The sequence below is a fragment of the Sivoneniella epilithica UHCC 1019 genome (genome assembly GCF_040830845.1).
Classification (GTDB): Bacteria; Cyanobacteriota; Cyanobacteriia; order Leptolyngbyales; family Leptolyngbyaceae; genus ULC077BIN1.
The window spans coordinates 100734-107473 of sequence record NZ_JBFPDP010000017.1; the positions used below are offsets into that span (position 1 = coordinate 100734).

4 protein-coding genes are annotated in these 6740 nt (G+C 47.8%); 3 read left to right on the forward strand and 1 reads right to left on the reverse strand.

Translation table 11 applies throughout. The annotated features are described in order from the left end of the window. Window positions 1–239 precede the first annotated feature (239 nt). Window positions 240–1073: a twin-arginine translocase subunit TatC gene (tatC, locus tag AB3R30_RS12715; RefSeq protein ID WP_458649562.1), complete on the reverse strand. Its 834-nt coding sequence runs from the start codon at window positions 1071–1073 to the stop codon at window positions 240–242. 123 nt (window positions 1074–1196) lie between these two features. Between tatC and AB3R30_RS12720 the strand changes: the two genes are divergently transcribed. The 3 genes from AB3R30_RS12720 to AB3R30_RS12730 all read left to right on the forward strand — a co-directional run bounded on the left by AB3R30_RS12720 (window position 1197) and on the right by AB3R30_RS12730 (window position 6589). Continuing rightward, entirely contained in the window at window positions 1197–1688 is a 492-nt protein-coding gene (locus AB3R30_RS12720) for a hypothetical protein (RefSeq protein WP_458649563.1), read from the forward strand. A 93-nt stretch (window positions 1689–1781) separates the two neighbouring features. Continuing rightward, entirely contained in the window at window positions 1782–5084 is a 3303-nt protein-coding gene (locus AB3R30_RS12725) for a PAS domain S-box protein (RefSeq protein ID WP_458649564.1), read from the forward strand. Between the two features lie 8 nt (window positions 5085–5092). Then, on the forward strand, window positions 5093–6589 hold the full coding sequence (locus tag AB3R30_RS12730; RefSeq protein WP_458649565.1) for a hybrid sensor histidine kinase/response regulator: 1497 nt from the start codon (window positions 5093–5095) through the stop codon (window positions 6587–6589). Window positions 6590–6740 lie beyond the last annotated feature (151 nt).

Below are 6740 nucleotides of genomic sequence, written 5' to 3' on the forward strand. Positions count from 1 at the left end.
TTGTAGAATTATCATAGATGGACTGGGACGGTAGATTTCGGCATTGCTGAATGCAGACATGATTTTCATGGGTAGGGGTAGCGCCTTGTGCCTACCCTTGCTGGGATAAGGGCAACCACAAGGGATTGCCCCTACGAATTTCATATCTAGATTCAGCAACGCCTAGATTTCCACCTGCTGATTCTGAGGATTAATCAACTAGCCAAACTCAGCACCATTGCCGTCATCGCTCAATCCCTCTACTTGCCCAACAGTTTCACAATGCCAATGCCGCCGAAGTATAGCGCGGTAATAGCTCCACCGAGCAAACTTTGCGTCAGAGGGTCGGTGGAAGGAGTCAATACCGCGCCAACAACTGCCGCCCCCACCAGCACAAACCGCCAGCCCGACAGCATTTGCCGAGAAGATACAATGCCCAGCAAGCCTAACAATGCCTGAATAATTGGCACCTGAAACGCCAGTCCCGTACTAAACAGCAACAGCAGCACAAATTCAAAATATTTTTCGATCGACCAGCTTTGTTCCACCACATCTGCGCCGTAGGTAATGAAAAAGTTGAGCGCAGCCGGAATCAGGGCAACGTAGGCAAACGCTAATCCTGCCACAAACAAAATGCTGGAGCCAAACACGATCGGAGCTAACAGCCGCCGCTCTTTGCGAGTTAGACCGGGCACCACAAACGCTACAATTTGATACAAAATCACCGGGCTTGCGACCAGAATGCCGCAATAGCCCGCCACTTTGAGCGAAACAAAGAAATATTCTCCGGGGGCAAGCTGAAGGAATTTTACCCCTTGCGCCGGAATTTCGAGCAGTTGCACAATTGGTTTCACCCCGGCAAAGCAGGCGATCGCACCAACTCCCACCGCAATCAGCGCATAAAAGATCCGCCGCCGCAGTTCTTCTAAATGATCAAACAAAGACATCTCTTTTTCATCGGGCAGGTCATCGTCTAGATTTGTATCTAGATCTGCCGAGTCATGATTAAGGTCAGCCGGACGGGTGATTTCAGAGATTGCATCATCCTGGGCTAACTCTTGATCGATAGTTTCTAGGTCTGAGGGCGCTGTCATGGGCTGAAACACTTATGCAAAAAGCTGTTCATTTATTGTATCCATCGGAGCCATCAATCTTGACCGAGAGAGGGTAGGTTTAAAGATGCTAGTGTTTGTAAAAATTTTGGGAAGGAAAACAATATGGAACGGCTTAAGAGTCAAGCGAGTAAACTGTGGCAGCTTATTTCTAATCCGTCAACGGCTGCAACCTATCAGCAAACCCTGGGCACTACTTGGGCAATTCTTCGAGAAACAGGATTATTACTATGGCTAGTCGTGTGCCTAGTTTTTGTGTTGGGCGATTGGTTTTGGCAAACTTCTTATGCCACAGGTCAAAAGGCTCGTGCCTGGGTAGATGAGATGCAAACGAGCGCCCAAGAGCCAACCGCAGAAGCTAGTAGCAGTGATGTGTTAGGCAAAACGGGAAAGTCTTTGCTATCGGCAGGGCGATCGAGTTTAGCCGCTGCTTTGTCAGCCGCCAAAGGACAACTGGGGATTGAGTCTACTGAAGCTCCAGCCGCCAATTCTATAGGACTGATACCGCCCTCTTCTGAAGAAATCACCTCTAAACCTAGCATTTCAACCTCTCCGGCAATATCTGAAAAGCCACCAACTAAAACTCCAGAGGCTTAAGCAACTATGGGATAGCTGGGTGTATTTACGGGTGCAACTTTAGACAATGGGACACTTTCCAATAAACTGTCACGGCTTGCCAACCGAGCAATTATGAAAGAACAGCCTCTATCTATTGCAAATATTGCTCCAGAGGATTGGAACCTTACGCCGGAATCAGTCAAACAATTGGTGGCAGCTTTACTAGCAAAGCTAGAGCAGTGTAATGGTTTACTGGATGATAAGAGCCGTCTGACGCAGTTTTTGGATGCAACTCCAATTGGTATTGCCGTTCATGACTCTACTGGGCAGTTAGCTTATGTGAATCATGTTGGGCAAGAACTGCTAGGTATCGATCGCCGTTCTGAACCTCAAACAAATCTGCTGCCTGAAATCTTTCAGGTTTATCGCACTTCTAGCCAAGAGCTTTATCCCGTTGACGAGTTGCCCAGCAATCTAGCACTCGCTGGAAAAACGGTGCAAGTAGACGATATAGAAGTTCATCGGGTCGATCAAGGGGTCGATCAAGTGGTGCCGATGGAGGTGTGGGCAACTCCAATTCTGGACGATCGCGGACAGGTTGAATACGCGATCGCCGCCTTTCAAGATATTACAGAGCGAATTCGCGGCGAGGCAAAACAACACCAAATTAAGCAAGCATTGGCTGCCAGTGAATTTCGCTATCGGCAAGTGGTGCAAACCCAAAGCGATTTTATTTTGCGATCGCTACCCGACACCACCATCACGTTTGCCAACGATGCCATGTGTCGCGCCTTGGGGCAGTCCTTAGAGCAGGTCATTGGGCAACAATGGTGTAATTTTGCCGATGCCGATGATCTGCCCAGTATTCTTCAGCAAATTGCTACTCTTTCACCTGCTCACTCTAGTTTTGTTGCAGAAAATCGCGATCGCCGTGCCGATAATCAAGTGGGCTGGACGCAATGGCTCAACCAGGGAATTTTTAACAACCAAGGGCACCTCATCGAGTTGCAATCAGTGGGGCGAGATATCACCGCACTGAAGCAAACCGAAGCAGCGCTACGGAAGAGCGAAGAGCGCTTCCGCCTGTTTATGGACTACAGTCCAACTGCTGCCTGGGTAACCGATCCGAACGGCAAAATGGAATACGTTAGCCAAACCTATACTCGTATGTTTCAGGTGCCAACGGATTTGATCGGAAAGACAGTGTTCGACTTGTACCCATCGGCGATCGCCCAGGTGTATTTAGACAACATCCAAATGGTGGCTAACAGTGGGCAAGTCGTTGAGGTATTGGAACCTGGGATTCGAGCAGATGGTAGTTTGGGTGAGTTTTTGATATACAAATTTCCGTTGCCCCATGCAGATGGTCGCAGTTTGGTTGGGGGCATTGCCCTGGATGTGACCGAAGCAAAGCACGACGAAGTTGTTCGCAAGCAGGCGGAAAGCGCTTTGCAAGCCAGCGAGGAGCGCTATCGCCAGGTGATCGAAACGATGCTGGAAGGGATTTGGATGATCGATGTTGAAAACCACACGACTTATGTCAATCCCCATATGGCAGAAATGTTGGGCTATACGATCCATGAAATGATGGGTAAAGAGTTGTTTCACTTCATGGATGAAACCGGAAAAGCGATCGCCGACTACAACTTAGAACGTCGGAGACAAGGCATTAAAGAACAGCACGACTTTCGGTTTAAGACCAAAACAGGAGACGATCTGTGGGCGTTAGTTTCAACCAATCCGCTGTATGACGATGCTGGACACTATATTGGGGCGCTGGCAATGATCACCGACATTACCCAGCGTAAACACATACAAACAGCCCTAGAGAAAAGCGAACAGCGATTTCGCAACTTGTTTGAGTCCACCCCCAAAATTGCGGTTCAAGGATACAACCGCCATCGTCAGGTCATTTACTGGAATTGTGCCAGCGAACAACTCTATGGCTATAGCAAAACAGAAGCCCTAGGTCAGCAGTTGGAGGATCTAATTATTCCCCCAGAAGGGCGGCAAGCAGTGGTTGCAGAGGTTGAAAATTGGCTCACGGACAACCAACCTATCCCGGCAGGCGAATTGAGTTTAATGCATCAAGATGGCTCTAAAGTTGCGGTCTATTCCAGTCACACGATGCTGACGAATCTTGAAGGTGAGTTGGAACTGTATTGTGTAGATATAGATTTAAGTGATCTTAAGCAAGCCGAGGCAGCACTGCGCCAACGTGAACAAGCATTGCGTCAGCGGGTCGATCAAGAGCAGGCTCTGAGCCGAGTGGTGAAGGCAATTCGCCAGTCTTTGGAGTTGGACATGGTTTTTGCCACTGCAACCGTTGAAATTGCCCATCTGCTGCAAGCCGATCGCTCAGTTGTGGTTCAATATTTACCCGATCGCCACTGTTGGAAGCATATTGCGGAACATCGACGTAACCCAGCGCTGCCCAACACGATAGGAACTGAAATTGCTGATCGGGACAATCCGATCGCCGATCAATTGAAACAATTTAAGGTCGTCCGCATTGATGATCCCGGTACTCTGAAAGACAAGATTAATCAAGAAATTGCCCAAAGCTTCCCAGAGTCATGGTTGTTGGTGCCCCTAATTGTAGATCAATCGCTGTGGGGCAGTTTCAGTCTGTTTCAAGCCAAACAAACTTCTGCGTGGACTGAGGAGCAAGTCGGCATCGTGCAAACGATTGCGGATCAATTGGCGATCGCCATCCAGCAAGCGCAGGCATTCGAGCGGGCTCAAACCGAAATCGCAGAACGGCAGCAGGCAGAAGCACACCTTCGATCTGCTCTGACCGAGAAAGAAGTGTTGCTTAAAGAAATTCATCATCGGGTTAAAAACAACCTCCAGATTGTGTCTGGGTTGCTGCAACTACAAGCCCAAAGCCTGCAAGACTCTCCGGCTGTTCACGCGCTAAGAGAAAGCCAAAATCGGGTCGAGTCCATGTCGTTGATCCACAAAAAGCTATATATTGCAGCAGACCTGGAACAAATTGATGCGGCTGACTATATTCAAAGCTTAGCCACAAGCTTGCTGACCACTTACAAGGTTTCGCCTGGGGCGATCGCTCTACAAGTCGATGTGGAACCCGTAATTTTAAGCCTTGATCAAGGGATACCCTGTGGATTAATCATCAACGAGTTAGTCTCCAATGCCCTCAAATATGCATTTCCCACCCATCAAGCTGGAGAGATTCGGATTCAACTCCGTCAGATTGAACACGAGCTTGAGTTAATCATTCAAGATAACGGAGTAGGATTGCCAGACCAGTTAGATTTAAATAACATTCAATCCTTAGGGTTATCTTTGGTATACGCTTTGTCTACTGAGCAATTAGAAGGCAATCTTGCGGTCGATCGCAGCCCAGGAACAACGTTCAGGCTAAAATTTCCACAATCTGTATTATGCAAACAGTCTGCATCACCAAAGTAGAGGTTGAATTGGCTAACACCAAAATTTTAGTTGTTGAGGATGAAGTCATCGTTGCAAAAACGATTGTTAGTCAACTAAAACAGTTGGGCTATATTGTCACAGATACTGCTTCTTCGGGTGCCATGGCGATCGCCAAAGTCATCGAAACCCAACCCGATCTAATTCTCATGGATATTGTCTTGAAAGGCTCCATGGATGGAATTGAAACCGCCACCCAAATTCGAGAACAAGTCGATATTCCCATCATCTACTTGACTGCCTATGCCGACGACAGCACCCTTGAGCGGGCAAAGGCAACTCATCCCTTTGGCTATATCGTTAAACCCTTTACTGCCGATGATTTACGGGTTGCCGTTGAGATCGGTCTATTTAAACATCAAGTTGCATCTGAACTCCAGGAAAATCGAGATCAACTAGCAACCCTATTGCGTTCCATGAGCGATGCCGTGATTGCCACCGATGCTGAAGGCATGATCACCTTTATGAATCCCGCTGCCGAGGCATTAACAGAGTGGCAACAGGATGAGGCGTTGGGTCAGGCAGTGACAAAGGTGTTTCAGCTAATGAATGAAGTGACGGAAATGCCTGCCGAAAATCCGATCGCCAAAGTATTGCAATCGCAGCAAGTCGCATATTTAGACAACTTCACTGCCTTAGTGACCAAAACCGGAACCCAGATTCCCATTGGCGACAGCGCCTCACCGCTCAAGCGACCCTCTGGAGAAACACTCGGAGCAGTCGTGGTGTTTTGGGATATGAGCGATCGCCGCCAGACCGAACTGCTATCCCAAGCTTTGGCAAAAGAGAAAGAACTTAGTCAGCTAAAATCTCAGTTTGTCTCCACCGTTTCCCACGAATTCCGCAATCCCCTTGCCATTATTCGCACTGCCACCGAGCTACTCGAAAAACGACAGAATCTTACAGAAACTCAAAAAAAAGCATACCTGCAACGGATAAACACCTCAGTTCGCTCCATGAACCAATTGATGGAAGATGTATTGTTTATGGGGCAAGCCGAAGCCGATCGCTTGGTCTATCAGCCTGCATCGTTTTCCTTGGAGCAGTTCTGCCATGATTTGGTTGAAGAATTTGCGATGTTTGACGGAAGTTCCCACACAATTGTCTTCAATGGTCAAGGAGATCACCAAAACGTTTGGATGGATGAAAAGCTCTTACGCTACATTTTGACCAACCTGCTCTCCAACGCCATTAAATATTCTCTGCCAAATACGTTGGTACAACTGGCTTTCAGGATTGATCCGGTCGAGCAGAGGGCGATATTTTTGGTGCAAGATCAGGGCATTGGAATTCCAGACTCTGATCAAGCCCGCCTATTTGAGTCCTTTTTTCGGGCTGAAAATGTTACGTCAATCCAAGGAACGGGGTTAGGATTGGCGATCGTCAAACGCTGTGTAGATGCCCATTCGGGTCACATTAGTCTCACTAGCAGCGTGGGAGTAGGCACCACCGTTAGTGTTACCTTGCCCCTCGATTTACTCGCCTAAAAACCGCCTAAGTTATACCAATTCAAATAGAGGATGCGATAGATCTTAGGTCGAGACCGTGACTGAGTAAAGCTTCTACAACTCAAAACTCAAAACTCAAAACTCAAAACTCAAAACTCAAAACTCAAAACTCAAAACTCAAAACTCAAAA

Coding starts and splice junctions, on each gene's coding strand:
- AB3R30_RS12725 (WP_458649564.1), top strand. CDS start 1,782: ATGAAAGAACAGCCTCTATCTATTGCAAATATTGCTCCAGAGGATTGG.
- AB3R30_RS12720 (WP_458649563.1), top strand. CDS start 1,197: ATGGAACGGCTTAAGAGTCAAGCGAGTAAACTGTGGCAGCTTATTTCT.
- tatC (WP_458649562.1), bottom strand. CDS start 1,073: ATGACAGCGCCCTCAGACCTAGAAACTATCGATCAAGAGTTAGCCCAG.